Origin of the sequence: Luteolibacter pohnpeiensis (assembly GCF_016595435.1) — a bacterium.
Lineage (GTDB): Bacteria > Verrucomicrobiota > Verrucomicrobiia > Verrucomicrobiales > Akkermansiaceae > Luteolibacter > Luteolibacter pohnpeiensis.
In genome coordinates this window covers 1-1,488 of record NZ_JAENIJ010000115.1, presented here as the reverse complement: position 1 = coordinate 1,488, position 1,488 = coordinate 1, and the positions used below count along the sequence as shown (strand labels likewise).

2 protein-coding genes are annotated in these 1,488 nt (G+C 54.1%); both read right to left on the bottom strand.

Annotated features, from left to right (window positions below; all coding sequences use genetic code 11):
• Nucleotides 1-182: 182 nt before the first annotated feature.
• Nucleotides 183-1,094, bottom strand: a complete 912-nt coding sequence (locus JIN85_RS20415; RefSeq protein ID WP_200274330.1) for a hypothetical protein — start codon at nucleotides 1,092-1,094, stop codon at nucleotides 183-185.
• 7 nt (nucleotides 1,095-1,101) lie between these two features.
• The coding region (locus tag JIN85_RS20410) for a hypothetical protein (protein ID WP_200274328.1) at nucleotides 1,102-1,488 on the bottom strand (387 nt) is incomplete at its 5' end.

Below are 1,488 nucleotides of genomic sequence, written 5' to 3'. Positions count from 1 at the left end.
CAATCTCAGGAAAACGGCGAAGTCCTGCTGACCGTCTTCTACTCAGGAACCGAAGTGCCACACGAAGAAACAGAGGATCTCCGCACGCTCTTCCGCGAGCCTGCACCCGGCGCGATTCCGGTGGGAATCTGATCCGAAAACATTAATAACCGATAGGCCTCCGCAAAAGCGGAGGTCTTTGTTTATGGCTTCACCAACAATGGATCACTGAACGTGTCATCCGCGAAGCGTCCACCCTCTCCGAAGTCCGCATTGAACTTAGCGAGATCTGCCGCTGCAACCTGCTCTCCAGTTCGGCCGGACACGAACAAGTCCTCGATATAAAACCGGTAAAGAATCCAGCTCGGCATCTCACCTAGATAGGTAGAACCCCATGGTCCTCGCGATCCCCAGCCTACATTTGAATTGCCGCCTGCAGGTGGAGATCCAGGCTTAGTCCCATACCAGTTGCTAAACCAACCGGCTTGTAGTTGGGGAACTAAATCAATGATGCTTCCTGCATCTGGGTAGTTCTTCACGAATCTTCCGCCTCCACTTACTGAGACAATAGAGGCTTCATCGGTGTAGCCGGTTCTTAGTACAAATGAGCGAGCGCTAGTAGTGCTGCCGATTTGACCAGCGGTCATTACATCTCTGGATGACGAACCGGCTTGGCGAGTTGCTCGCATGATCATTGAGACGTAAAACTGTCGACCTGGCGTATTTGCGAAAACATGGTCACGGATCGCCTGTGGAATCATGAATCCCATCCATCTACCGCCCAGCGTGAAAATAGTTTCCCAGGAGAAACCAGCGTGAATTCCACCTTTCGAGGTTCGTTCCAAGAAGTGGTAATCCGATTCGGTCCCAGCAACGCTACTGTGTTGATACCAAACCGGCGAAAGTGTGGCTTCGTCTCCCGCAACAATTGCGCTAGCTGGTTGGTAAGCAATATTTGTCAGGATGTCGTCGTTCTCAGGAACACCTGCGCCCAAGCTATTGATCGCATCAAATAACAAGAGCGACCCTTCCGACATGAGCGGATCGGGATAGATTCGTGGGAAGTTGTCGGGGAATTGTGCTCCGGGAAGGGTGATTTGTAGGGCTGTAGACATAAGAAAGTTACCAGTTTCGGGATTTGAGAAATGCGACGATGGCGTTGGCGATCGGGACCAGGCCGGCCGTTTGCGGGTGGGTGGAGTCGTAGGAGTATTCACCCCATTCACCGCCGATATTGACGATGAGGTTGCCGACCGTGCCGCCTCCAATTCGGAGGTAGTAGTCGTTCGGATCGCCGCCGGTTGGCAGGCCTGCCTCTGAGCGGTAGTCGACGAAGTTCAGATCGGCAGGGCTTACCCCGAGCACCGACTCGGCGTTGAAGAAATGGGAGAACGGGATCAGTCCATACGCAGCGGATGACTGCGCCTCGGTCATGCCGGGGAATTGCAGGTCCGGCGTATCATCGGCTGCCGCTGCCATCACGGCGCGGGTGTCGATGTAGTTGTTAGG